The following is a 25,411-nucleotide window of genomic DNA, read 5'->3' on the forward strand; positions in this document are numbered from 1 at the left end:
TTCCGTAAGTGAAGAGAATAACGGATAAAAGTCTGAGTATTCACTCACGATAGGAGGCGGCTGCGACCATGTTGCAAGGTGGAAAATACGTGAAGGTGGAGCCAGGGGTCGAGATTTTTGTGCAGGACGTGGGACAAGGTGATCCGATCGTCCTGATCCCGGGCTGGACGTTTACAACCGAAGTGTTTCACAAGCAGATCGAGCATTTTCAAAAGACTAACAGGGTGATCGCGATTGATCCGAGAAGCCATGGCAGATCGTCCGTGACGATGCACGGCAACGACTATGCCACGCACGGTACTGACTTGGCAAAAGTCATCGAGGCGCTGGGGCTTGTGGATGTGACGCTGGTCGGCTGGTCATTTGGCTGCTTGACGATGTGGGAATACGTTCGGCAGCACGGCACGCGAAACGTGAAATCTTTCGTGTTCGTCGACTTGTCGCCGAAGCCGCTCTCCACCAATCACGAGCAAGATTGGGTGGAAGGGCCGCTCGATGAAATCGCCGCCGCCTACAACTACTACACGCGGGATGCCGAGAAGCAGCGGGAGTTTATCTCGGGCTACGCGACAGGGGTCATGGTGCAAAGAGAGCTTGCGGAAAATGAGCTTTCCTGGATCATCGAGCAATCGCTCAAAACGCCTCCTTATATCGCGGCGAACTTGTTCGCGTCCGGGATGTTCTCTGACTACCGGGTAGAGGCAAAGGTTGCGAGCGAGTCGGTGCCGACGCTGACGATTGTGGCTGAGCATTGGGCCGAGACTGCAAAACGGTTCATGGAAAAGCATGCCCCCGAGTCCGCAGTGGAAGTATTGGGCGGGCACATGATGTTTTGGGAGCATGCCGAACGGTTTAATGAGCTGCTCACACAATTTCTCCATGCAGAAAAAACAGCAAGATAAAAGAAAGTGGCTGTCCTTGTGGGCAGCCACTTTTTATGAGCTTTGGCATGGAAAAAGGAGGCGCGACTTTGCAGGCACGCCCGGCGAAGCCGAGCACTTTTTTCCGGCCATTCTGGCATTTCGTGAAAGCTGGCGGTTATTTGCTTGAACTCGCCATGCAGTCTGTCAAATTTTCTCGTTTGCGTCAGGCACATAATCTGATAAAAGTGCGTCGGAGACTCTGTGACGGTTACAAGATAGGAGATACTTTGACCATTGACTTTCCCATGCATCGTGAATTGAGTGGAAAGACGTCCGTCAATCGTGAGCTGAACATGCTTGCTCACGATTGCATCTGTCAATTCACTGAACAAGTTTGATTCCACGAAATCGACGTATTGGGGATAATCAAATGAACCGTTCAATTCTTCTTTAGAGTCCGCGAGAATAAGCAGATGCTTGTCCGCGAAGTTGTTGGAAAGGGCAAGGGATGCGTCTGGGTGAAGACTAGCATTCTCGCTCCAGGAAGTCGGAGCAATGATTTGCATGGTTTTGTCCTTGTAAAAAAAAGCTTTGTTCTCAAACGAACCTGTTAACGGGTCTTGCTTGGCATAAAAGGAAACGCCATAAATACCGCAAGCAATGATAACGAGGGCCAACAAGGAGAAGCCGATGGCAAAGCTGGTGGTCAGCTGCTTGCTCTCGTTTTTCAAATCTTTTACTTTCACGACAAAAGTGTTCGCTGCCATATCGCCGAACCGTTGCTTCTTTTTCGACACCAGTACGCTGATCCCGGCAGGCAATCCGCCGATGAGCATCGGGTTGGTTTCGACGATGCGGATCAAGGAACGAATGACCGATTTCCACAGCCCTGGCGGTTGACCTTCCTGATTCACCACTTTGATTCGCAGGGCGAATTTCCCGATGGTATAGCCAGTAAAACCTTCCAGAAGAACGTAGTAAGATAAAATTCCGAGTACGAAAACAAGCAACCCGATAATGGACGGATCGTCAGACGAACGCCCAGCCAGCGCGACCACCCCTAAGACGAAAAAAATGAGCAAAATGTAATCTATCACATGCGCTCCCCAACGCAGGAAAAAAATCGACGCTCCGTAAGTCTGCGTAATGGACCCCATTAATTGCGGTCCTTCCAGAATCGGTCTGTCTGGTGGTGGAATTGGGGGAGCTACCGATGAATCTGCTTGCGGCAATGAATGATTCTCCAAACTTGTGCACCTCCAACAAAAATGTAAACATATAACATTTAAACACTTCAAAATTCACTCTGTCAAATTTTGCTTTTCTGCAAGAAACCTACCTAAAGATAGGTGACACACGATAGTTGCGACGATTATATTAGGAAGCGAGCTGATGTAAGAAAAACCATATACAGGGTGATTATGATGAGTACGCCTATGACTGCTTTTGTCGCTGTTTTAGTGCTGGGGGTTGTCGCCTACCTCACGATGTGGTGGGAAGGCACCTGGGTAAACCTTCGATTCACGAAATGGTATTTCGCTATCATAGTAGTCTTGGCGATCGCGACCGGAGGGTATTTTTGGTTTACGGGAGATACGATTTAATCAAGTAAAAAGCAAGCCGTCCACGGGCCCTCTAGCTGGAGGGCTTTTTTGCGTCCACATAACGTTCTCTTCTTATAAGGCAGTTTACTTGCATTGTTCGGAAGGATTCCACATAATAACTTTGTGCACATATTGGATCGAGACAAAAAGGCTGCTCTTTTGTGGGGTCATTTTCTTTTTAGGCAGGGAGATGCACATGGATCAAGGAAAGTACAGTTCACTTATCGCAACGAAATTACATGTTCCTACATATGGTTCGGACCTGTTGCATCGGCATCAATTGGTGGAAGAAATCGATGAAGTCAGGACAGCCAGAGTGATCCTTATTTGCGCTCCGGCCGGGTTCGGGAAAACAACAGCCGTTAGTCAGTGGATTACGAGTATCGGCAAGCCGGCGGGATGGCTGTCGCTGGATGAGGCGGATAACGATCCGGCCCGTTTTTGGCGCTACTTCGCAAAAGCATTGAGCATGGCACAACGGGAAGCTGGTCGTGAAGCTTCTGCGATGCTCGATTTGACCTATGCGGCGTCAGCAGACAATCTGCTCTCCATGCTGCTTGAAGAAATCGCTGCTATGCCTACCGACTATTATTTGGTGCTGGATGACTATCATCTGATCAAGGAGCGCTCGATTCACGAAGGTTTGCAAACATTGCTCCAGCACGCCTCGCCTTTTTTACACGTCATTCTCATCAGCCGTGAGGAGCCGCCGCTGTCTCTCCATCGCTTGCGCGTACGCAAACAGCTGGGACAATTGGGCGCGGAGCATCTCCGGTTCAATGAAGAGGAATGTCGTCAGCTTTTTAACGAACTGCTCGGGCTAGATTTGTCATACGAGGACATTCACGTACTCAGCAAACGGACAGAGGGCTGGATTGCCGGGTTGCAGCTGGCTGCTTTGTCCATGCAGGGGAAGGGTGGCTCCACGGTTACCATGCACAGCTTTTCCGGCAATGACAAATACGTGGAAGACTACTTGACCGAAGAAGTATTGAAGCGATTGCCGGAATCGGTACAGCAATTTTTGTTAAAAACTTCCATATTGCCGCGCCTGTCCGGGGAACTGTGCGCAGCCGTAGCGAGTGAGCCGGATGCCCACGCCATTTTGGAGATGCTTGCACGTACGAACTCTTTTGTCGTACCGCTGGATGGAGTCAACGAGTGGTACCGCTACCATCATTTATTTGCGGATCTTTTGCACACGCATTTGCGCAAAACATACAGTGAACAGCTGCCAACGCTTCATGTGGCTGCCAGTCGATGGTTTGAGGGCCACGGATGGATGACAGAAGCAATCGACCACGCGCTCAAGGGCAGTGATTGGTCGCGTGCAACCAGGCTGATCGTCGAGCACGCTCCCTGGATGTTGAAGCAGCACGAAAATGTGACATTGCGCCGTTGGATGAGGCGTTTTGATACAGTGTGGCTCAAGAGTCATCCCGAGCTGTGCATTGCTTTTGCCTGGATGCACGCATTATCGGACGAGCTTGAGCAGGCAGAAGCGTTGTTGCATCTCGCTGAGGATGGTCTGCACGGCAAAAATGAGGGGCTTGAGGAATGTCGGGTAGAAATCTGGGTGCTTCGCGGATACGTGCAGTTGATTCTGCGCAATATTACCCTCTCCCTTTCGTACTTGGAAGAATCGGTCAAAATGAAGCCAAAATTCAGCCGCTATTTTATCGTCGGGATTGAGCTGAATGGAGACGAGGCTTTTGTGCTTCGCAGTCGCGTGGCGTTAAGCGGCTATTTGTCCAAGGTAAGCGAGTTTTACCCTGCCATCAGAACGATTTGGAAGCACAGCGGCCTGGGGATTCTCGCATACGGCTCGATTGTAATGGCAGAGCTGTATTATGAGAAAAACGAGTTCGAGCAATTGACGTACTTTGTGCAAAGAGCATTGCAGTTGGGAAGCAATACGATGAATTTTGGCGTACTGGTCCCGGCTTATCTGGTTTTGACCCGTTGGCGAAAGGCGGAGAAGCGAGGGGCGGAGATGTGGCTGCCGCTTGCGGAAATAGCGGAGCTGTGTCGCCAGCGAAAAGCCCCGCCTCATTGGATTGCTTTCCTGGACGCGTTTCGTGTGCGGCTGTTGCTGGACGAAAATCAGTGGGAAGAAGCAGAGCAATGGGCGAGCCAATTTGAAAAAATGAGCAAAGACTTGATTCATTCCCGGCACGAGTTTGAACGGTTGACTTTGGCTCGTGTGTACTTGTCTGCCAAAAGGGAAAATGAAGCGTGTGAGCTGCTGACCCGGCTAAAGCATGAGACAGAGGTGAAGGATCGGCTGGGGAGCCGGATCGAGACGCTGATTTTGCTCAGCCAAGCTTATCACAGCCAAAAGCGGCATCACGAGGCAGCCGAATGTATTCGCACAGCGGTGATGTTGGCGGCACCGGAAGGCTACGTGCGCATCTTTTTGGACGAAGGGCCAGAGGTCGCCAAAATGCTGTACGCCCTCTATAAAAGCAAGGCGTGCTCCAGGCAAGAACTTGACTATATGGCAAGTCTGCTCAAGACGGTGGAAAAAGAGTTTCCGGCGCTGGACATTCAAATTCGCGTGTCGCCTGAACTGGACAAATTGACCGAGCGGGAGGCAGAAGTGCTGTCTCTGATCGGAGAAGGGTTGTCCAACGCTGAGATTGCGGGCAGGCTGCACCTGACGATCGGGACAGTCAAGGTGTACGTTCACCAGATTTACGCCAAGCTGCAAGTTCGCAATCGGACACAGGCTGTGGTCAAGCTGCGAGAGAGCGAGCTGTAACCGGGGCAGCAAAAGGTTCGCCCGATGATATACATGCCAGAGAACGAAGAAGTCGCCTGTACGTGCAGGGGGCTTTTTTTCATGGGCATAGAGCCATGTTCGCTGAGGGATAGTAAAGCTATCCTGATTTGGAAAAAGAGTGATTGGAGAATGAGTCATAACGCCAAGCAACAAGTGTCGTTCAGCAGCTCGCTGGAAGAGAACATGGAAGTGGTGAAAAGGGAGCTGGGGAACAGCACCGACCTCGTGACCAGAACTGTACGGATGGAAGCGATTGGGCAAATCGAGGTAGGCATTCTGTACACAGAAGGATTAGTCGATAAAAGCCTGATCAGCAACTTCATGGAGTCGCTCATGGTTCATGCGCACAAAAGGGAAATTCCGTCCGACGACGCTTTGGCAGACGAGCCGCTGTCGTTGATCAAGGATTTCATGCTGACGATGGGTGGAGTGGAGCTGCTGGATGATTTGGACGAGCTTTTCAATGCTGTATTGACCGGAGATACGGTTCTGCTCGTGGAGGGGTGTACGCAGGGCTTTATCGTCAATACGAAGCAGTGGGAGGATCGCGGTGTCCAGGAGACTTCTGTACAGACCGTAGTGCGTGGTTCCCGGGAGGCTTTCTCGGAAAGTTTGCGGACGAACACCGCGCTGGTGCGAAGAAGGATCAACAACCGTCATCTGTGGCTGGAAACGAAACAGATCGGGAAAATGACCCAAACCAAAGTGAGCGTGATGTACATAAAGGGGGTTGCGGACGAAAACGTCATTGCGGAAGTGCAGCGGCGGCTAAACAGGATCGATATCGATGGCATTTTGGAGAGCGGAAACATAGAAGAGCTGATCCAGGACGCGGCCTTTACGCCGTTTCCGACGATTTACAATACCGAACGGCCGGACTCGGTAGCAGCGGGGCTGCTGGAGGGGCGGGTCGCGATCCTGGTAGACGGAACGCCGATTGTACTGCTGGTTCCGGCGATTTTCGTCCAGTTTTTTCAGTCGCCGGAGGATTACTATCAGCGTTCGGATTTTGGCCTGCTTCGCATGTTGCGGCTGCTTTCCTTTTTTATCGCGCTGCTCGGTCCTTCCATCTACGTAGCGATTACGACGTTTCACCAGGAAATGCTCCAGACGAACTTGCTGATGAGTATTGCGGCCCAGCGGGAGGGTGTTCCGTTTCCGGCTGCTGTCGAGGCGATGCTGATGGAGCTGACTTTTGAACTGCTGCGCGAGGCCGGAGTGCGCATGCCGCGTGCCGTAGGTTCTGCCATCTCAATCGTCGGGGCGCTCGTTTTGGGCGAAGCGGCGGTACAGGCCGGACTCGTATCTCCTGCGACCGTCATCGTCGTCTCCATCACGGCGATTACGAGCTTTGTGTTTCCGTCGTTTTCCATGTCCATTCCGATTCGCATGCTGCGTTTCGGCTTGATTGCACTTGCTGCCAGCTTTGGCCTGATTGGCGTATTTGTCGGTTTGATCGCGCTTTGCCTGCATTTGTGCACCTTGCGCTCGTTCGGAGTTCCGTACATGTCGCCGCTCGCTCCGTTGAATTTGGCCGACCAGAGAGATACGCTGCTGCGTCTGCCGATCTGGATGATGCACACGCGTCCCTACTTTTTACGGCCGAAAAACAGTATCAGAGAGCATGACAACAAGCCCAATCCTCCGAGAGAGTCTGTTCATTAAATTGATTGCCGAGGTGGGAATAGCATGAAACGAAAGGCGGTGTTCGTTCTGGCCGCTGTTCTGCTGCTGTTGACTACAGGGTGTTGGAACCGCAGGGAATTGAACGACTTGGCGATTGTCATGGCGGTGGGCATCGACAAGGTGGACGGAGAGTATTTGTTGTCTACGCAAATCGTCAATCCGGGTGGAGTTGCCGCCTCCAAGGACGGGGCAGGAGGCACTCAGTCGGCAGTAGCCACGTACAGCATGCGATCTGCGGACATTTTTGAGGGGATACGCCGCTTGACGACCATGACTCCGCGCCGGCTGTACTTTTCGCATATTCAAGTATTGGTGTTGGGGGAGCAGGTAGCGAGAGAAGGGACAAAAGAGGTGCTCGACCTGTTGTTTCGCGATCACGAAGTTCGCCCGGATTTTTACGTCATTTTGGCGAAAGATACTTCGGCCCTGCACATTTTGAGCATGCTTGATCCGCTGGAGAAAATCCCTGCCACCAAGCTGTACAAAAGCCTGGAAACAGGCGAAAAAGCATGGGGCTCCGTGATCTCGATCCAACTGGACGAATTTATTACACAGCTGCTGAGCGAAGGGTCGGAGCCAGTGTTGGTAGGGGTTACTGTAAAAGGCAAGGTTCAGACAGGAAGCAACGGAAACAACCCGCAGCAGGAAAGCGTCTCTACCCTGCTCAAGTATGAGGATATCGGCGTTTTCAAAGAAGACAAGCTGCAAGGATGGTTTAATGAAAAGGAAAGCATCGGCTTCAGCTATATTACAGACAGGCTGGACAGCACAGTTGAAGCCATACCGTGCGACAAAAACAGCAAGCTCATCATTGAAATCATTCACAGCAAATCGACGCTTGATGGCCGTGTCGTAAACGGCAAACCGCAAGTCGAGGTGAAAATCGAAGCGGAAGGAAATGTAGGAGAAGTAGCGTGCGCGATTGACCTGGCAAAGTCGCAAACGATCTACAAATTGGAGCGAGAGGTAGAAAAGCGAATCAAGGAAAAAATCCAGAATGTGATTACAAAAGCGCAGAAGCAATTTCACTCCGATGCGTTCGGATTTGGGCAAGTCATTTACCAGAACGATCCAAAGGGCTGGGAAAAGGTCAAGCACAACTGGAACGAGGCTTTTGCCGACCTGAAGGTGAAAATCAACGTAGATGTGAAGCTCCGGCGAACAGGCAAAGTCGGCAATTCTTTTATCCCCTTTATCAAAAAGGATTAGAGCATAACTATTTCCTGTTGTGGAAAAGGTAAGGATATTCCTGGCAAGAAGTAGGTGCGACTTGTTCCGATGTGGATGATCCTGTTGATTTTGCTGATTAGTCTGGTGATCGTAGCGATCGAAGCTCCTTTTCTGAAAAGGAACGGCTTGAAAAAGGAGCTTTTTGTTTTTGGCTGCTTGCTGCTGCTCGGGACAGGGCTTTGCATCGCCGAAGCGGTGGAGGCAAACATTCCAAACCCGCTGGACTGGATTACATTCGTCTATCGGCCGTTCAGCGACTTGATTTTAAGCATGGTGGAGTAACGGTGAACATAAGCGGTGCGCAAGAGAAGGGAGGGAAACAAGGGTGCTTGGCAACAGTCTGATCAGTGCGAGGCAGTTTTTTATTTTGGTAACCCTGTTCGTCATTGGCGATGCAGTCTTGTACGTTCCCTCGCTCACCGCCACATCCGCCCGGCAGGACGCGTGGATTTCGGCTTTGATCGGTTGGGGAGAGGGCTTTCTTTTGACCAGTTTGTATGCGGCATTGAGCTTGCGGCATCCGAATCGGACGATACTTCAATACAGCGAAGACATCTTGGGCAAGTGGGCAGGAAAAGCGGTCGCTTTTTTGTTCCTTTCCTATTTTTTTATCGATGCGTCACTGATGCTGATGGAAATCGGCGATTTTGTCACCACACAGATCATGCAGGAGACGCCGATCGAAATCATTCTCGTTCTGTTTGCGGCGATTATTGTCATGGGAACCCGCTGCGGGATGGAGCCGCTTGCGCGTGTCTCCGAGCTGTTGTTTCCGTATTTTCTGCTGCTGTTTTTCACGCTGATTGCGTTCATCGCCCCGCAAATCAAGGTCGATAACCTCAAGCCTGTCCTTGCCCATGGGATGGCGCCCGTTTTTGGCGGCAACTTCCGCTATATGGGCTATTTGCTGGAATCGGTCGTCCTGATCTTTCTGTTTCCGCTTGTGAAACAGCCGCGGCACGCAGCGAAGGCGTATATTATGGGCATTTTGATTGCTAATTTTTTCCTGACAATCATTACAACCGTCGCGGTGCTGGTGCTCGGTCCCAACATTACCGTACTGCTTGCCTATCCAAGCTACACGCTGGCGCAAAAAATTAGCGTCGGCAACTTTTTTGAACGCATCGAGGTTTTGATGGCTGTCATTTGGTTCATCACGCTGTTTATCAAAATAACGGTTTGTTATTATGCTACGGCTTGCGGGATTGCCCAGACGCTGCGATTGACCGACTATCGCAGACTGACGCTGCCTCTGGCGATGATCATGGTCATCGTCGCGCTTGCCACGATGCCCAATCGGCCGTATTTTGACAACTTTGTTTCGGAGATTTGGATGCCGTACTCATTGACGTACGGCTTGTTTTTGCCTGTGCTGCTGCTCGTGGTGGGCGGACTGCGGAAAAGGTTGGGGAAATGAAAGGAAAAATGAAAGGAAAAATGATGCCAAAGACCTAGTTCATCGTTTATACTATTTTTTGAGAAAAGGAGGGGTGGAAGACAGCGCTTTGCTCTTTATTCGAAGGAAACCATGATCAGCTAGACAAATACGCCGAACATGAAATGGGGAACCACGATGAGACTGAATCATTGGGTCATGCGAATGATCCTGTTATGCCTGCTTGTTTATTCCTTTTCTTGTCCCGTTTCACCCTCATTCGCTTTTGAAAGCGAAACAACCACTTCTTCTACAGCGGAAAATGTTAACTTCTCCGAAATAAAAGTGACCAATGGCCTTATCACCGTTCCATTTTATTCGGTCCCGGAAAGAAATCCTAAGACCAGACAGTTTACCCTCTCTTACACGCAAGATTCTGAGACACACTCCTTATCCCCCCTCCCAGCAAAATGGGAAGAATCTACGCGAACCTTTTTTATTCCCTTTAAACCTTTTCAATCAACCGACACAGAGCAAGAAATAACGATCCGCATCGGCTATGAAGATTCAGAACCGACAGAGCGTTCTATTGTTTTGGCGCCGAAAGATTCCGAGGTAGAATCGATCGAGATTTTGAACACTTGGGGAAATTCTGAATTGCAATTGCGCGACAGCAATGATCGGGAAGCGAAATTGCTGGCAGTAGCGAAAGACAGCGAAGGTGCGATTGTTGCTTATGATAAAGTTACCTGGGCAAGTGAAAATTCGCGAGTTGCTTCTGTTACTTCGCTAGGAAGAGTGTGGGCGAAGAAGGCGGGAACTGCGGAAATTACGGCAACGATCGCTGGGAAGACGGAGACTTATCAAATCGATGTCGTCAGCAAGCAGCAAGTTCCGGCGGCGATTTCCAAAGATGGAGAATTTGGCCCGGAATCGGGAGTATATAAAACGAGTGGAACAATCGAGATAAAAGGCAAGGAGACTACTGTTTTACTGAGAAACACGAAGCTGGACGGCGATCTCGTCATCGACAACGGCGGTTCTGTCACTTTGGACAACGTTCACGTCTCAGGGGAGATCAAGGTGAAGGACGTTGCTTCCAACAGTTTGCATGTAAATAATGTCTCAGCCGACCGACTGGTGATCACCGATGAGAATGGCGCACGGCTTGTTCTCGAAGATGAGGTTGAGCTGCCAGAGGTAGAGGTATCTGCCCAGTCCACACAGTTCCCTGTCGTGATCGAAGGCAAAGCAGCTACTAACAGTACGCTGCAAATTACATCTCCTTCCTGGGTGGTAGTCGACTCTGTTGTGTCAAAGGTGGTTGTAGACAAAGACGCTGAAGGAACACGGATCGAAACCACCAAAGAGAGCAAAATCGAAGTAATTGAAGCGAATGCAAGCGCCAGTGTGGAAGGATCGGGCACGATAGACAAGCTCGTGCTGGCCGACAGCTCGGTAAATGTGAAAAGCGAAGTCAACATACCGACAGTGGCGTACGCGAATGAACCTGCTACGCCAACACCGCCGACTCCACCTACACCGCCTGCAAACCAGGCGCCTGTTGCCAGCCAAGTAACGATTTCCGGTACGTTCCAAGCAGGCGAGACATTGACGGGCAGCTATGTGTACACCGATGCGGAAAACAACCCGGAGCGCTTGTCCTTGTTCAAATGGTACCGCGGTTCACTGTCAGACGGTTCCGATAAGGTGCAAATTTCCGGCGCGAACAAAAAAACGTATGTGTTGCAGCAGGATGATGTAGGGAAGCATGTGACGTTTGAAGTGACACCTATCGCCAGCACAGGAACGAGAAGCGGGGTGCCGGCAACTTACACGTCAACCCAGACGGTTACGAACGTTCCCGCGGCGAATAACCCGCCTGTCATCAACAGCAGCTATACGGCGCAAACGTTCAAAAATACGTTAGCAAGCGGAACTGTTGCTGCGGCTGACCTGGATGGCGACACCATCACGTATTTGCTCGGTTCCACAACTCCTGCACACGGGACTGTTGTCGTTCTGCCGAGCGGAGCATGGACGTATACGCCACAAAATGCTTTTACAGGAACGGACAGCTTTTCCATCGTGGCGGACGACGGAAGAGGGGGAACAGCTGCTACAGTTGTCTCCGTAACCGTGACAGAAGACCCGCTTGAAGTTGATCGCCAGGCGCTGACTATCGGTTATGCCAGCGGGGATGACGCCGATCATGTCACGCAAAATGTGGTTTTGGCAACGTCAGGGGCAAATGGCTCGCTGATCTCATGGAGTTCGGACGACCCGGCTGTGATTGCGCAGGACGGAACGGTTACGCGCCCGCAAGCTATCGAGCAAGACGCTACCGTCACATTGACGGCGACCATCACGAACGGAAACCGCTCGGACACCATACCGTTTGTCCTTACCGTACTCAAGCAAGCGGCGCAAAGTAACAACCAGCCGCCGACGGCAGTAGGCACGATCAGCAACCAGACGCTGCTGCCAGGAAGCCAGCCTTATCCGCAGATCGATCTGTCTACTATTTTTGCTGACCCGGATAACGATGCCTTGCAGTACCAGGCAACGGCAACGGCGCAAAATATCGTGCAGCCGACCATTAGCGGCAACATGCTCAGTCTTGCTCCGGTCGGCAAAGGAGAGGTCACGATTACGGTCACGGCCAATGACGGCAAGGGCGGCACACAAGACGTTACTTTTACAGCTCACGCCTATGAGTTCGTCGCAGGCGGGCAGGTCACGATCAGGACCAAATCAGGGGTCATGAACGTGCAACTGGACTTGAACAAATATTTTCCGGGCGCTCCGGCCAACTCCCTGCAAATCCTCAATAACGGCACAGGCGGCACCGTGATGGGCACCAAGCTCCAGCTGATCCCTGCAAGCGTGCCTGGAAGCGGGCTGTGGGTTGCCAATCAAAGCGACCAGGTTGCGCTAATCAAGGTAGATATTCAGCAGCAAGGACAGCCGCAACTGTTCTTCTCGGATTATGTATACGGAACAGATGGCCGCAATGCGCTACAGCTGTTTTTCCAGGGAGACAACAACGGTCAAAAGGTCACAGGGTACGAGCTGGAAATTCACAGGTACATGACAAGTACGCAGACAAAAGCAGTGGAGACAAAGCCAATCATGCCGCTGTTTCCGAAAATGGCCTATATTATTATCGACCCGATTTTCTATGACTTCCTTGATATCACTCCAGCTACTTATTACAACGAAGAAGTTCATATGAGTTACCAAGGATATGTCACGGCGTTCGTGCTGAAAAAAGATGGTCAAATCGTGGATGTTTTGGGGAATCCCGATCCGAATAACCGCTCCCCGATCCTGGCGCAAACGGGCACGATTGTTCGCAAGTCGGGAATCTATACAGGCTCGCAAAGCTTCAGCCTCGAAGGGGAATGGGACATTTATCCTGCCGGTTATTACCAGAACATTGGGCGGCATAATCCGTAAACAGACAGCTATTGATGACAAGACGTACAAAAGGTGAGGAAAACATGAGCCTAACACAAAAAAAAGCCAAAATGATCAAGACAGCAGCAATCGGATTGCTTGCCATACAGAGCCTGTTTGGATTTGCAGCACAATCCCACGCTCAGGGACCACTGGAAGAAATCAATTCTACAGTGGATGGTTATTGGTACTCCGGCGGGGAAGTCGAAGATGGGAGCTATTTTGAGGACAGCTCCAACTATGTAGGATTAGACGAAAATTTTGGCATGCAAAAAGCAGCCGTGCAATTCCCGTTGACTCAGCTTGATACGTCATTTATCAAGGCCAAGCTCAAATTGTACGTGACCAATGTGAACGGGGACGCTCAAACGGTTCCGAGCTTCACCCTGTACGGCTCCACCTACGGAGCATGGGACGACGATTTTCCGCTGAATCCCAATGATCCGGTCATTGATTCATTTGGGCAAAATCTGCAAGAAGGCGATTGGCTGGAATTTGACGTAACCAATTTTCTTCGCCTCCAGCTAGAGGCGCAAAGCCAGAACGTGACATTTGCGCTTTTGAGCAATACACAGACAGGGGCTTTCGGATTTGGGTCAAATGAAATCATAGACGGCAATTACCCGCGTCTCGTGCTCGAATATGCAGCCAAACAACCGCAAGTGACCCCAGCTACTACCCTGGAAGATACCGCAACTTCAAGTGGACTGGTGATTACTCCTGACCCGGCGGACGCCAGCAGCGTGACCCATTTTCAGGTCAGCGAAATTCAGGGCGGAAAGCTTTACTTGAACGATGGAGTGACTGAGTTAACGAATGGCAACTTTTTGCAAAAAGCAGATGGTGCTACAGGGCTGAAATTCGTGCCTAATGCGGATGCGAATACGCCAGCTGGCGATCTGTTCGGCTTCAAGGTCAAAGCAGCCAAAGATGCCAATGGTGCAGGGCTAAGCGGAGCGGCGGCGGCGGTCATTACGGTGCAGGAAGTGAACGATGCACCGACCGCCCAGAACGATCAGCTCGCCACGGTGACAAAAGGAACGCCTAAAGTGATGATTCCGTTTTCGCTGTTGACGGCAAATGATCAGGCAGGGCCAGCCAATGAGCACGGACAAACATTGACAGTGGCAGATGTTGATCAAGCAGTAGGCGGGACGGTCAGACTTGTCGACCAAGAGGTAGAATTTTCATTGGACCCTACCTTCCAAGGGACAGCGTCTTTTCAATACAGCTTACTAGACGATGGAACAACCAGTGGCCTTCCTGCTTCGTTGACGGCTGGAGCGAAAGCGGAGTTTTCCGTGGAACAAATCACGAAGCCGATAATTTCGCTGGTTGGCGGCAACACAATGTATGTGCCGTTCGGTCAAAGCTTTCAAGAACCAGGCTACTCAGCGAGAGACGCAAACAATAACGACATTACGAACAAGGTGCAAGTGACTGGTCAGGTGGTTACGAGTGAACCGGGAGACTACGATCTGGTGTATAACGTTCAGGACGACAACGGAATTGAAGCTTTGCCCGTGACGCGGACCGTATCTGTCGTCTCTCACGAACTGAAAGGTCTATGGCTGCAAGAAGGTACGATGACACCTGCTTTTCAGCCAAGTGTGGCGCAATACACGCTGCGAGTGCCCAACGAAGTGAGCAGCTTGCGGTTTCGGGCGGCAACTTTGGATCAGACGGCAACCTTGACCATTAACGGGGCGGCTGAAGTGAACGATATAAGCAAAGAGGTGAGCCTGAATCCAGGCCAAAACGATATTACGTTTATCGTGACGGCGCGGAACGGCTCGACCAAGACATACCAGTTGAGTGTGACAAGGGATAGCGCTCCGCCTGTGACGCCGAACCCACCAACTTATCCAGGACATTCCGAAACGATTCCGGAATCGCAGAACCATTTGAATGAACAGGCAAAAGAGGTAATCAAGGAATCAGTTGACGCAAAAAGAATTGCCGAGCAAGTGGATAAATCGCTCGCGCACTTGGCAGATAAAGTTATGGGCAGCAAGCTTGGCGATACCGAGAAGCTTCAACTCGTAGCAAGCACTTCAACAGAAGTTTTGTCTCCGCTCGTTGTCAAATGGAAAGAAGGAGTAGTTTCCGACAAGCAATTGAGAGAAGCGCTGTCCCTCTTTTTAGAAAAGGGAGTGAACGAAGGTCTTGCTCAAAGCAAACTGGATGATTCGGAAGTGTTTGCAGCAGGGGCAAAGCTCGTAAGCACGGTGATTCGGGACGTGATCGTCGAGCTGGAAGATGATCAGGTCAGGGAAGAAGTGGCTCAGCCTTTCCGTGAAGCTATGGACAAGCTGCTCAAACACAAAAGCATCCTCCAGGTAGCCCAGCATACAGAAGTAGCGGATACGAGCGAACAGCTGAACGAGGTTGCTGCTCTGGTGCAGGACTGGAGCCAGGAGCTTGGCAGCAAGTCCGACCTGTTTGATCTCGAACGGCACTTGCTCATTCAAGTGGTGGACGAAGAAGCGGCGGACGTAGAGGACAATGGCGAACAGCTGCGTTCCAGCCGTGCTGCTTCTGCGTCCCAAGAGCCGACTGTGCTGCTGTCGGAAGAGCTGGTCGAGACTTTGGCAAATCAACAGTTTGCCGTTACCGTTATGGCGCAATCGGGAGCAAGCGTGAAGCTGCCGCCAGCCTTTTTTGCCCGCTACAACGCTGAGACGATAGCCGTGGTGGTCGAAGAAAACGAAGAGGCAACGATCCCTGCTACGTTTTCCAAGACAAGCGATGCATACGATTTCCGGGTTTTTGCCGGGGAAAAAGAAATCAAGAGCTTTGCCAAAGGAGAGGCATTGATCGGAATACCGTACGCCTATTCCTCGAAAAAGTTCACTCCTTATACGTATGATGCCGCTCGAAAAAACTGGAAGGCTGGTGCAACAGGCAAAGGCGAAGGATACGTCAAGCATGATGGGGAGCAGGTGCTTTTTCTGACCAGCGCGCCAGGGACGTACATGCTGGCGGAAACAAAGCTGCGCTCTCTCGCTGTGGCTCAACGTACAGTGAAGCTTGAGCAGGGAGCGACGTATCAAGTGCAGGTGACAGGAGCTTTGACGAGCGGCCGAAAAGTGGATTTGACTGCTTCCGAAGACGGTACGACTTATTCGTCCAACAAGCCTGAGTTGATTGAGGTGGATGAGGAAGGTCTGATCACGGTGTTGCCGGAGGCGGAGAGTGGTTCGAAAGCGACGATCACTATCCAAAACGGACAAAGCACGGTGAAAATGACGGTCAGTGTGTATTTTCTGGACAGCATCGCCGTGTCTCCGGCAAAAGCTGTTGTCTATGCGGGAGAGACGCTGCAATTGAAGGTCAAAGGGAAGTATACGGATCGGAGCAGCAGCGACATCACCAAATCGAGCATGGGCACAAAGTATTCGTTGGATGATACGGAATATGCCAAAATCAGCGAAAATGGCTTGCTGGAAGTCAGTCCGGATGCTCCAGATGAAACGGTGATCACCATTACGATCGAAAATGGCGACAAAAGCATAACATACCCGGTTACCGTCAAGCAGAGGGCGTAACCGACAATTGTGGAGTCCGTTGGCATTCAACCAACCGGGCTCCTTTTTCTATGGCACAGATCCAATCATTTATTTGTTGATCTGATTAATCGACATTTTATGCTTTCAATGAGTTTTAACGTATTTTGTAAAGGGTACATAGTACAAACAGGAATCGTGAAGAGTAGGAGAAGAATCGTATGAAACTCACAGTCGGAAAAAAGCTGTACACAGCATTCGCAGTGACGTTGTTGCTGATGGCGGCGATTGGGTGGCTTGGCATCTATCAAATGAAAAATTTGAACGAGAAGGCGGTGGAAATCAATACGAGCTGGTTGCCGGCCGTAGAAGACATCAACCATCTGAACTACTTGACCGAGCATGTCCATGCGCTCGTATTCTCGCATGTCTTTTATCAAAACAAGGAACAGAAAGAGCCGCTGGAAAAGGAGCTTGTGCTGACCTTGCAGGAAGTCAGGGAGGATATGGCGTCTTACGAAAGCACCCTGGAGGAGGACGACGTCGAGGACCAGAAAATTTTCAGTTCCTTCAAGAGCAAATGGGAGTCGTATGAACAACTGCACGACAAGCTGATGGACGCATCCAGACAGAACAACAGCGCCGACATAAAGGACGTAATTGGCGAAGTGTCTGCCCTGTTTCAGGCCATGAAAAATGACCTAGATGCCCTGATCAAAATCAACCATGACGGGGCAAATAACGAGAGCGAACAAGCGGCAGCGATCTATGACGAGGGAAGAAAAGTCACACTGCTGCTGATAGCCGTCTCCGTCACGGTAGCGGTGGTATGGGCTGCTGCGATTACTCGCAGTATCCGCTCTCGCCTGAACAGGCTGGCCCAGCAAGTAAACGCTGTTGCAGAAGGCGATTTGCGCATGGAAGCTCTCCCGGTAAAAAGCACGGACGAAATCGCAGAGCTGACCCGTGACTTCAACAACATGCTGGCAAAGCTGCGCGAAATCGTTTCCCAGGTGAATGTGACCGCCCAGCAAGTGGCGGCTTCCGCGGAGCAATTGACAGCCAGTGCAGAGCAGACGAGTCAAGCGACCGAACATATTGCGATTTCCATTCAAGAAGTGGCGAATGGCTCGGATCAGCAGGTGCAAAGTGTGGAAGCAAGCTTCCGGGTCGTGGAGGAGATGTCCGGCGACTCCGAGCAGATTGCGACCAAGGCAAACGCAGTAGCCGTCATCTCCAATCAAGCTGCCAACATGGCTTCGGCAGGCAATCAGGCTGTCCATACGACCACGCGGCAAATGGACGCTATTCACTCCACGATGACCGAGCTGGCACAAGTCGTCAGAGGATTGGGCGAGCGCTCATCGGAAATCGGCCATATTACAGAAGCGATTACGAGCATTGCAGAGCGAACCAATTTGCTGGCGTTGAACGCAGCGATTGAAGCATCCAGGGCCGGAGAAGGCGGGCGCGGCTTCGCTGTCGTCGCGGCGGAAGTCCGCAAACTGGCGGAGCAATCATCCGCTTCTGCCGAACAGATTGCCTGCCTGATCCAGACGATTCAGGCAGAGACGGCGAAGGCCGTGGCGACGATGGACACAGGCACGAAGGAAGTGCGGGAAGGAATGAACGTCGTTCAGATGGCCGGGCAAACCTTCGGAGAAATACAGCAGTCCGTGACGGAAGTGGCAGCCCGGATCGCGGAAGTCTCCGCAGCTTCCGGTCATATGTCAGCGGGCACCGAGCAAGTCGTCCAGACGATTTCACAAATTACGAATGTAGCGCAGTCAGTGGCGCTTGGCACGCAAAATATTACGGCTGCGGCCGAAGAACAGCTGGCATCGATGGAAGAAATCGCCTCCTCTGCCGCCGCTCTCTCCCAGATGGCGGAAGAGCTGCAATCATCCGTGCGCGTATTCAAGCTGTAGCGGCTGTCAATTCCCTCCCGGAACAGATAGAATGGTAGATAAGGAGTCTTCTGGAACAGGAGGGAATCATGTATACAGTTGGGGTTGTCGGTCCTCATACATCTGTTGAACGAATTATCCAGCTCGGGAACGAATACGAGCAGACGATGAAATTTATCGGCTATTCATACAGCGACTTTCAGGAAACGAAAACAATCGTCCGCGAATACGACCAGCAAGTCGACGCCTGGCTATTCTCTGGCCAAATCTCGTACATGGTGGCGAAAAATACGTTAAGCACGGACGAAAAGCTGGTCTACATCCAGCATACGGAATCAGGCATTTACAAAAGTCTTTTGCATATGGGGTACTATCAGCACGAATTTTTGAGCAAGGTGAGCATCGACGAGATTACGACATCCCACCTGGAGCAGGCGCTGGAACAGATCGAGATTGCGCCGCAGGACATGTATGTGAAGACCTTTGACGTTCATTCGAGTACGCAAGAGCTGATCGACTTTCACCTGGACTTGTACCGGGCCGGGAAAACGAAAGGGGCTTTGACGTGCTTTGAAGCCGTCTATTTTGCGTTGACCGAAGCCGGAGTGCCCGCTTATCGAATCGAAAGTACAGATATGGAAATTCGTCAGGCTCTGCGCATCCTCGCGGAAAAAATCCGAACGTTTTATTACAAGGACACGCAGATTGGCGTGCAACTGGTGGAAATCGAGCAATTCGCCAAAATCAGCGAGAAGGCGAAAAGCTCCTATCATCTGCAATACTTCGAGATGAAGGTAAAAGAGACGCTGCTGCGGTACTGTGAAAAGCTGGACGGCTCTTTGCTGGAAAAAGGCAACGGCCGCTACGTGATTATCAGCTCGCGCGGGGCAATCGAGCGGGAAATCAGGGAGCTGCAGGAGACGCTCCAGCAACTGGCGAAAGAGGTTGAGCATGCCGCAAGTGTCGGGATCGGCTACGGTGTCACCGTGCATACAGCGGAAATAAACGCCGAGCGCGCCCTCCAGTTATCCAAAGACCGGGCCGAGCACGGAATTGTGATCATCCGCGAGGACGGCACGATTGTCCAGTCGGCGGGCGACGAAGAAGAGCTGAGCTTTTCCTTTCGAAGCGACGACAAGCAACTGATCGAGAAGCTGAAGGAAGTCAAGCTCAGTGCGAAAAACTACTACAAAGTCACGGCGTTGATGAAAAGAATGAACTGGAACGACTTTACGATCAAGGACTTGGCGACGCATCTTTATTGGGACGAGCGCAATGCGCGCCGCTTCATGGTCAGTCTGTGCGAGGCAGATTTGGCGGAATGCGTCGGGGAAGAAGCTTCTTCCGCCCGGGGCAGGCCAAGCAAAAGATATCGTTTGAAATAACCATTCGCAGGTTGAATGGTTATTTTTTTTGGCGAAAATGCGTTGAAAAATGAGAATGATTCAAATATAATGCATTTTAGGTAATTACCCTTTTATTACCCTTAAATAAAAGTCGCTGGACAATCGCACTCATTTGAACATATCCAGTCTGGCGAGGGAAGACAGCTTTGCGGATCAACAGGCCGAAGAGAAAGGAGTATCCATTTTTTGCGGGCAAGCTATGAGCACAACGACGACGTGAAGAGAGAGGGAAATTCATGGATCAAGAACAATACCTGAAAAAGAAAATGGGCTTTTGGTCTCTTACGGCACTTTCTCTCGGGGGAATCATCGGTTCCAGCTGGCTGTTCGGCCCTTGGGCAACAGCGAAGCTGGCAGGTCCTGCCGCTATTATTTCTTGGTTAATCGGTGCCATTGTTATTACGTTTATCGCTCTCGTATACGCAGAGCTTGGGCGGGTCAGACCCGAGTCCGGGGGACTTGGACGCTATCCGCTGTACTCGCACGGAAGCATGCTGGCGACTGTGACCAGCTACTCGATCTGGCTTGGCTATTGCGCTACCGCTCCGGTAGAATCGGCTGGCGTGATTCAGTACGCGAATCAGTTTTGGCCCGGACTTTACGACGTGGGCAACGAACAGTTGACGACGACAGGGATTTTGGCTGCTACGGTACTCATGGTCTTTTTCGTTGTATTCAATTATTTCGGCGTGAAGCTGTTTGCTGTGACGAACACGATTATTACCGTCATCAAATTTGTTGTGCCGGTGCTGACGATTATCGCCTTTTTCATGACAGGCTTTCACCCGGAAAACTTCACGAGCCAGGGCTTTGCGCCGAATGGCTACAGTGCGGGTCTGAGCGCGGTGCTCACAAGCGGAATTTTCTTTGCTTACACCGGATTTGGAAACGTCATCATGATGAGCGGAGAAGTGGTCAATCCGCGCAAAAACATTCCGCTGGCTTTGATCGCGTCGCTCGTCTTGGCGGCGATCATGTACGTGCTGCTGCAAGTCGTCTTCATCGGGGCTGTGCCGCCGGAGATGATTGCGAACGGCTGGAGCGGCATCAAGTTTGATTCTCCTTTTGCCAATCTCGCGATGATTGCCAACATGGTCTGGCTCTCCTGGATCATTACAGCAGACGCGATGGTGTCTCCGACAGGCTCTGCGCTCGCTTACACAGCGGGAACTTCCAGACATGTATTCGGGATGGCGAAAAGCGGCTTTTTGCCCGGTTATTTCGGGGTGATCAACAAGCGCTTTGGCGTACCGACTCGCGCGCTCGCTTTTAACTTTGTCATCGGCTTGTTGTTTTTGTTCCCGCTGAAAAGCTGGACGGCGATTGTCGCGATCGTCGGCGCGATCGGCATTTACAAGTACGCCTCTGCGTGCGTAACCGTCATGGTGTTTCGCAAGGTGGGCTTGACCAAAGACAAAGGTCTTCCGGGCATGAGTGTCATTGCGCCTTTGGCGTTCGTATTTGCCACTCTGCTCATTTACTGGACGAAATGGAGCAAGGTGCAGTTGGGGATTACGGGCTTGCTGATTGGATTGGCTTGCTACTTGATCGTTCATTTCATCCGCAAATACAAAGCGGAGGAAATCATCGGCGGACTGTATTTGATCGCCTACATCCTCGTGCTCATCGGGCTGTCCTACCTCGGCAACTTTGGCGGAATCGGCATCCTGCCTGAGCCGTTCATGTCGATCGTCGCCGCAGTGACAGGCTTCATCTTCTACTACTTTGCGGTGTACAACGGTGTCTGGTACATGCGCAAAAAAGGAAACGTCGCAGAGCTTGCCGAGGAGTAGGCGCAAGCGAGCGGCAAACATTTTTATCGATCGTAAAGGAGAACGTAGCTATGAAGCTTTGGGGTGGCCGTTTTAGAAAAGAAGAAAACAAGCTGATGGAAGACTTCAACAGCTCGCTGCATGTCGATCAGCGACTGTATGCAGAGGACATCAAAGGAAGCGTGGCCCACGTCAACATGCTGGCGCATAGCGGGCTGCTCACCCGGCAAGAAGGCGAGGAGATCGTCAAAGGGCTGCTCGCCATTTTGGAAGAGATCGAAGCGGGCACATTGGAGATCGGCGGCAATTACGAGGATATTCACAGCTTTGTCGAAGCGAAGCTGACCGAGCGGATTGGCGCCACAGCGAAAAAGCTGCACACGGCGCGAAGCAGAAATGACCAGGTGGCGGTAGACATCCGGCTTTATGCGAAAAACAAGGCGCACGAGGTCATGCAAAGCATCGAGGAGCTGCAAGCCAGCCTGGAAGCGAAGGCGCGCGAAAACAACGTGATCATGCCGGGCTATACCCACTTGCAGCGCGCCCAGGTCGTGACGTTCCAGCACCATCTGATGGCGTACTACCAGATGCTGCGCCGCGACAAACTGCGAATCGCCAATGCAATCGAAATCATGAACGAAAGCCCACTCGGCTGCGGCGCTCTCGCAGGCACGACGCATCGGATCGACAGGGAGATGACGGCAAAAGCGCTCGGCTTCGCAAAGCCAGTCGACAATTTCCTCGACGGGGTGAGCGATCGCGACTATTTGCTGGAGTTGATGTCGGGCTTTTCCATCCTGATGATGCACCTCAGCCGTCTGAGCGAGGAACTGATTTTGTGGAGCAGCCAGGAGTTCCGCTTCGTGCAAATCGACGACGCGTACTCGACGGGAAGCAGCATCATGCCGCAAAAGAAAAACCCGGACGCCGCCGAGCTGATCAGAGGGAAGACGGGACGCGTGTATGGCTCGTTGACCTCGCTATTGACGACGATGAAAGGACTGCCGCTGGCCTACAACAAGGACATGCAGGAAGACAAGGAGGCGTTTTTCAACGCTTTGGATACCGTTCTCTCGTGCCTGGCGATCATGTCCAACATGATCGCGACGATGAAGGTCAATCACGAGCAGATGAAAAAGGCAGTAAAAGCGGGCTTTCTCAACGCGACGGAGGTTGCCGACTACTTGGTCAGCAAAGGGGTTGCCTTCCGCGACGCCCACAGCATCGTCGGGGCGATCGTGATTTACTGCGAGGACCACCAGAAGGCGATCGAGGAGCTGACGCTGGAAGAATTGCAGCAGATCAGCCCGTACATCGGAGACGATCTGTACGCGTTTATCGATTATGAGAACATCCTGAACAAAGGGATCAAAGTGGGACTGCTGCGTTAGCAGAACGCCGAAGCGCTTTTCCCCTCCCTGCGAACCGGGCAATCTCCAACCGGGCAAAATTTTCAGGGGCAGGAAGAGCAGCAAGCCATCCGATGCGGTGGCTTGTTTTTTTGGAATTGAAAGAAAATTTTTACAGGAAATTGCTCGCGTTTCTTGAAATGTAAGAGGAAACGAACCGAAAAAGAGGTGTTGGGGAATGCGTGAGCTTTTTTCTGTTGCCGACCTGGAAGCGTTTGTCGTGCAAGCCAAGCAGCACACATACGTTGGAGGAGCCAAGCGCCTGTTGCCGTATCGGCTGGGGTCCAAGGACATTCAATATGCAAGCGGGGATTGGGCCTATCACGACAGCTATTTGGGCGAGAGCGATTTTATCGGGCAAGAGGTCGTGTACTTCCAAAAAAGTCCGGTGTGGGCGATGAATTATTTTGGCTACATCACCAAGCCGGAGCGAATCGACGCGCATGCTGCGGGACTGGTCATTAAGGCGAGCTTGTCGAAGATGTACGCGGAGGGCCGCTTTTTGGGGGCGTTCGAGCATGCGCAGGACGATTTGCGCTACGTCGATACGAATGAGGGGAATGTGACTCTTTTTCAGGGGAAGGAATTTATTTACCGCCAGGATGAGATTGTCTATGAATTGCTCTATCATGGCGGGTTGTTGAAAAAGTAGGGCTGCACGATGACCAATCTCGCGCGGGCAACCAAAACCGATCCGCCCCGTGAACCGATTTTGGCATAAAAGCGGCAAAAAGCCACCAGAATACAGGTGGCTTTTTGCGTTGGACGGCTTTTTGGCATGGAGACAAATTGGATGGGTAAGAAACAGCGCGATTGGATCAGAAGAAAGACAGCGGCTTGTCCTATAATCAGCTTGCCACACTACAGGCTGACACTTGAGAAAAGGCTGGACAAGCGAAGGAGGAGCCATGTCAAATCAAGACCAAACACCGTTGTTTACTGGACTGGTCAAGCACGCCCGAAAAAATCCGATTCAATTTCATATACCCGGCCATAAAAAAGGCAAAGGAATGGACCCGGAATTTCGCTGGTTCATCGGCAAAAATGCCTTGTCTATCGACTTGATCAACATCCGGCCGCTGGATGATCTGCACCAGCCTGCCGGGATTATTCAAGAGGCCCAGGACTTGGCTGCCGAGGCTTTTGGCGCCGAGCACACGATTTTTTCCGTGCAAGGAACCAGTACAGCGATTATGACGATGATCATGTCGGTTTGCCATCCGGGCGAAAAAATCATTGTGCCGCGCAATGTGCACAAGTCGATCATGAGCGGAATTATTTTCTCGGGGGCGCATCCGATTTTTCTGCATCCGGAAATGGACCTGGTCTACGGGATCGCGCATGGCATCACTCCAAAATCCGTCGAAGAAGCTTTGGAGCAACACCCGGACGCCAAGGCTGTTTTGGTTATTCACCCGACCTATTTTGGTACGGCCAGCGACCTGAAAAAAATTGTGAAGGTGGCGCACGCGCGGGGTGTGCCTGTACTGGTCGATGAAGCCCATGGCTCGCATGTGCATTTTCACCCGAAATTGCCGCTGTCCGCGATGCAGGCAGGCGCAGATATGGCGGCGAGCAGCATGCACAAGCTTGGCGGCTCCATGACGCAAAGCTCGGTGCTGAATATCCAGGGAAACCGGATTTCGCTATCGCGCGTACAGGCGATTTCCAGCATGCTTTCCACGACGTCCACGTCTTATTTGCTGCTCGCCTCGCTCGATGTAGCGCGCAAACGGCTGGTGACCGCAGGCAAAACGCTGTTGGATCAGGCAATCCGCCTTGCCAATCAGGCACGTCAAGAAATCAATCGGATCGAGTATTTGACTTGCATGGGTAGCGAGATCATCGGACAAAACGGGGTGGTCGCCTACGATCCGACGAAGCTGGTCATTTCCGTAAAAGGGCTGGGGCTGACCGGGCATGAGGTGGAAAAATGGCTGAGGGAACGTTTCCATATTGAAGTGGAGCTGTCCGATTTGCACAACATCCTTTGTATTGTCACACCAAGCGACAGCAAAGCGGATTTGCAAATTCTCGTGTATGCGCTGGAAGAATTGTCGCTGCATTTTCGAGAGCAGGCGAAGGCGCTGGCAGAGGAGCACATGTCCCTGCCGCAAATTCCGCAGCTTGCTGTCACGCCGCGTGACGCTTTTTACGCGCCGACCGAAATCGTGCCCGTCGCAGAAGCGGAGGGGAGAGTTATCGCCGAGTTTGTCATGGTGTACCCGCCAGGAATCCCGATTTTTATTCCGGGTGAAGTCATTTCCAAGGAAAATGTGGCTTACGCGCAAAGAAACCGGGAGGCAGGTCTGCCTGTCCAAGGCTCGGAAGACCCAGCGTTTTTGACTGTACGTGTACTCAAGTAAATGTGATCTGCAAAAAAAGGCAGCCTTTGCTACGGGCTGTCTTTTT

Annotated in this window: 17 protein-coding genes and 1 pseudogene; 17 read left to right on the forward strand and 1 reads right to left on the reverse strand. The window is 51.6% G+C overall.

Going from position 1 to position 25,411, the window contains the following annotated elements; translation table 11 throughout:
• Positions 1-68 precede the first annotated feature (68 nt).
• From EDM60_RS09220 to EDM60_RS28505, 3 genes are all read left to right on the forward strand, one after another.
• Positions 69-902, forward strand: coding sequence for an alpha/beta fold hydrolase (locus EDM60_RS09220; protein ID WP_122963714.1), 834 nt, complete (start codon positions 69-71; stop codon positions 900-902).
• 35 nt (positions 903-937) lie between these two features.
• Positions 938-1,261 carry a hypothetical protein gene (locus EDM60_RS28500; RefSeq protein WP_167470259.1) on the forward strand — a complete coding sequence of 108 codons (324 nt, stop codon included), beginning with the start codon at positions 938-940 and terminating at the stop codon, positions 1,259-1,261.
• A gap of 292 nt (positions 1,262-1,553) precedes the next feature.
• Positions 1,554-1,763 carry a hypothetical protein gene (locus EDM60_RS28505; protein ID WP_167470260.1) on the forward strand — a complete coding sequence of 70 codons (210 nt, stop codon included), beginning with the start codon at positions 1,554-1,556 and terminating at the stop codon, positions 1,761-1,763.
• Here the strand turns inward: EDM60_RS28505 and EDM60_RS29565 are convergent.
• Positions 1,679-2,020, reverse strand: a pseudogene (locus EDM60_RS29565) (RDD family protein); the annotation flags it as partial. The gene EDM60_RS28505 and the pseudogene EDM60_RS29565 sit on opposite strands and share 85 nt — an antisense overlap.
• 267 nt (positions 2,021-2,287) lie before the next feature.
• On the opposite strand from EDM60_RS29565, the gene EDM60_RS09230 reads away from it, so the two are divergent.
• From EDM60_RS09230 to EDM60_RS09295, 14 genes are all read left to right on the forward strand, one after another.
• Positions 2,288-2,467 carry a hypothetical protein gene (locus tag EDM60_RS09230; protein WP_122963716.1) on the forward strand — a complete coding sequence of 60 codons (180 nt, stop codon included), beginning with the start codon at positions 2,288-2,290 and terminating at the stop codon, positions 2,465-2,467.
• 196 nt (positions 2,468-2,663) lie between these two features.
• Positions 2,664-5,228 carry a winged helix-turn-helix domain-containing protein gene (locus tag EDM60_RS29375; protein ID WP_122963717.1) on the forward strand — a complete coding sequence of 855 codons (2,565 nt, stop codon included), beginning with the start codon at positions 2,664-2,666 and terminating at the stop codon, positions 5,226-5,228.
• A 150-nt stretch (positions 5,229-5,378) separates the two neighbouring features.
• The gene (locus EDM60_RS09240) at positions 5,379-6,914 is read left to right on the forward strand and encodes a spore germination protein (RefSeq protein WP_122963718.1); all 1,536 of its coding nucleotides are present in this window, start codon (positions 5,379-5,381) and stop codon (positions 6,912-6,914) included.
• Between the two features lie 24 nt (positions 6,915-6,938).
• On the forward strand, positions 6,939-8,144 hold the full coding sequence (locus tag EDM60_RS09245) for a Ger(x)C family spore germination protein (protein WP_122963719.1): 1,206 nt from the start codon (positions 6,939-6,941) through the stop codon (positions 8,142-8,144).
• A 69-nt stretch (positions 8,145-8,213) separates the two neighbouring features.
• Positions 8,214-8,447, forward strand: a complete 234-nt coding sequence (locus EDM60_RS09250; protein ID WP_122963720.1) for a hypothetical protein — start codon at positions 8,214-8,216, stop codon at positions 8,445-8,447.
• Between the two features lie 43 nt (positions 8,448-8,490).
• The gene (locus EDM60_RS09255) at positions 8,491-9,582 is read left to right on the forward strand and encodes a GerAB/ArcD/ProY family transporter (protein ID WP_122963721.1); all 1,092 of its coding nucleotides are present in this window, start codon (positions 8,491-8,493) and stop codon (positions 9,580-9,582) included.
• 552 nt (positions 9,583-10,134) lie between these two features.
• Complete coding sequence (locus EDM60_RS09260; protein WP_167470262.1) at positions 10,135-12,999, forward strand: immunoglobulin-like domain-containing protein; 2,865 nt, start codon at positions 10,135-10,137, stop codon at positions 12,997-12,999.
• Positions 13,000-13,043: 44 nt separating this feature from the next.
• Entirely contained in the window at positions 13,044-16,547 is a 3,504-nt protein-coding gene (locus EDM60_RS09265) for an immunoglobulin-like domain-containing protein (RefSeq protein ID WP_167470263.1), read from the forward strand.
• 179 nt (positions 16,548-16,726) lie between these two features.
• The gene (locus EDM60_RS09270) at positions 16,727-18,433 is read left to right on the forward strand and encodes a HAMP domain-containing methyl-accepting chemotaxis protein (RefSeq protein ID WP_122963724.1); all 1,707 of its coding nucleotides are present in this window, start codon (positions 16,727-16,729) and stop codon (positions 18,431-18,433) included.
• A gap of 68 nt (positions 18,434-18,501) precedes the next feature.
• The gene (locus tag EDM60_RS09275) at positions 18,502-19,797 is read left to right on the forward strand and encodes a hypothetical protein (RefSeq protein ID WP_122963725.1); all 1,296 of its coding nucleotides are present in this window, start codon (positions 18,502-18,504) and stop codon (positions 19,795-19,797) included.
• A 257-nt stretch (positions 19,798-20,054) separates the two neighbouring features.
• Positions 20,055-21,611 (forward strand): APC family permease, encoded by a 1,557-nt coding sequence (locus EDM60_RS09280; RefSeq protein ID WP_063229510.1) that lies wholly within the window; start codon positions 20,055-20,057, stop codon positions 21,609-21,611.
• 50 nt (positions 21,612-21,661) lie between these two features.
• The gene (gene argH, locus EDM60_RS09285; RefSeq protein ID WP_122963726.1) at positions 21,662-22,981 is read left to right on the forward strand and encodes an argininosuccinate lyase; all 1,320 of its coding nucleotides are present in this window, start codon (positions 21,662-21,664) and stop codon (positions 22,979-22,981) included.
• A 196-nt stretch (positions 22,982-23,177) separates the two neighbouring features.
• A complete protein-coding gene (locus tag EDM60_RS09290; RefSeq protein ID WP_122963727.1) occupies positions 23,178-23,651 on the forward strand; it encodes a DUF5680 domain-containing protein in 474 nt (157 codons plus the stop codon).
• 256 nt (positions 23,652-23,907) lie between these two features.
• The gene (locus EDM60_RS09295) at positions 23,908-25,365 is read left to right on the forward strand and encodes an aminotransferase class I/II-fold pyridoxal phosphate-dependent enzyme (RefSeq protein WP_122963728.1); all 1,458 of its coding nucleotides are present in this window, start codon (positions 23,908-23,910) and stop codon (positions 25,363-25,365) included.
• Positions 25,366-25,411: the final 46 nt, after the last annotated feature.

This window comes from Brevibacillus parabrevis, assembly GCF_003710905.1.
Taxonomy (GTDB): domain Bacteria; phylum Bacillota; class Bacilli; order Brevibacillales; family Brevibacillaceae; genus Brevibacillus; species Brevibacillus parabrevis.

Bases quoted from the DNA above. Each gene is read 5' to 3' on its own strand.
- EDM60_RS09230 (WP_122963716.1), top strand. From the start codon at position 2,288: ATGAGTACGCCTATGACTGCTTTTGTCGCTGTTTTAGTGCTGGGGGTT.
- EDM60_RS29375 (WP_122963717.1), top strand. From the start codon at position 2,664: ATGGATCAAGGAAAGTACAGTTCACTTATCGCAACGAAATTACATGTT.
- argH (WP_122963726.1), top strand. From the start codon at position 21,662: ATGAAGCTTTGGGGTGGCCGTTTTAGAAAAGAAGAAAACAAGCTGATG.
- EDM60_RS09265 (WP_167470263.1), top strand. From the start codon at position 13,044: ATGAGCCTAACACAAAAAAAAGCCAAAATGATCAAGACAGCAGCAATC.
- EDM60_RS09280 (WP_063229510.1), top strand. From the start codon at position 20,055: ATGGATCAAGAACAATACCTGAAAAAGAAAATGGGCTTTTGGTCTCTT.
- EDM60_RS09295 (WP_122963728.1), top strand. From the start codon at position 23,908: ATGTCAAATCAAGACCAAACACCGTTGTTTACTGGACTGGTCAAGCAC.
- EDM60_RS09290 (WP_122963727.1), top strand. From the start codon at position 23,178: ATGCGTGAGCTTTTTTCTGTTGCCGACCTGGAAGCGTTTGTCGTGCAA.
- EDM60_RS28500 (WP_167470259.1), top strand. From the start codon at position 938: ATGAGCTTTGGCATGGAAAAAGGAGGCGCGACTTTGCAGGCACGCCCG.
- EDM60_RS09250 (WP_122963720.1), top strand. From the start codon at position 8,214: ATGTGGATGATCCTGTTGATTTTGCTGATTAGTCTGGTGATCGTAGCG.
- EDM60_RS09240 (WP_122963718.1), top strand. From the start codon at position 5,379: ATGAGTCATAACGCCAAGCAACAAGTGTCGTTCAGCAGCTCGCTGGAA.
- EDM60_RS09275 (WP_122963725.1), top strand. From the start codon at position 18,502: ATGTATACAGTTGGGGTTGTCGGTCCTCATACATCTGTTGAACGAATT.
- EDM60_RS09220 (WP_122963714.1), top strand. From the start codon at position 69: ATGTTGCAAGGTGGAAAATACGTGAAGGTGGAGCCAGGGGTCGAGATT.
- EDM60_RS09245 (WP_122963719.1), top strand. From the start codon at position 6,939: ATGAAACGAAAGGCGGTGTTCGTTCTGGCCGCTGTTCTGCTGCTGTTG.
- EDM60_RS28505 (WP_167470260.1), top strand. From the start codon at position 1,554: ATGGCAAAGCTGGTGGTCAGCTGCTTGCTCTCGTTTTTCAAATCTTTT.
- EDM60_RS09270 (WP_122963724.1), top strand. From the start codon at position 16,727: ATGAAACTCACAGTCGGAAAAAAGCTGTACACAGCATTCGCAGTGACG.